Source organism: Labrys sp. F242 (assembly GCF_057813875.1).
Genome location: NZ_JBVASG010000034.1, coordinates 1 through 312, shown reverse-complemented (window position 1 = coordinate 312; position 312 = coordinate 1). Strand labels below are relative to the sequence as shown.

General features: G+C 56.1%; 1 pseudogene. It reads left to right on the top strand.

Annotated elements, in window-relative coordinates:
* A pseudogene (locus ACZYTC_RS34320) lies at positions 1–295 on the top strand (hypothetical protein); the annotation flags it as partial.
* Positions 296–312 lie beyond the last annotated feature (17 nt).

Below are 312 nucleotides of genomic sequence, written 5' to 3'. Positions count from 1 at the left end.
GGATATTGGGCACATCGACGAAGATGGTTTTCTCGTCATTACCGATCGCCTCAAAGACATCATCGTCACCCTTAACGGCAAGAATATTTCGCCTCAGCCGATCGAGAATTCGCTCATGAAGGACCCCCTCTTCGAACACGCGGTGCTGCTGGGCGATAACCGTCCGTGCCTGACTCTGCTCGTTAAGCCGTCGCTGCCTCAGGTAGAAGAGTTGGCCGAGAGGTTGCATATCACCTCAATGACGGGCCCGGAAATGCTGCGTTCCAGCGGAAGCGGGCTAAGATGGCGCCGGTGACCTCATCGAACTCCGAC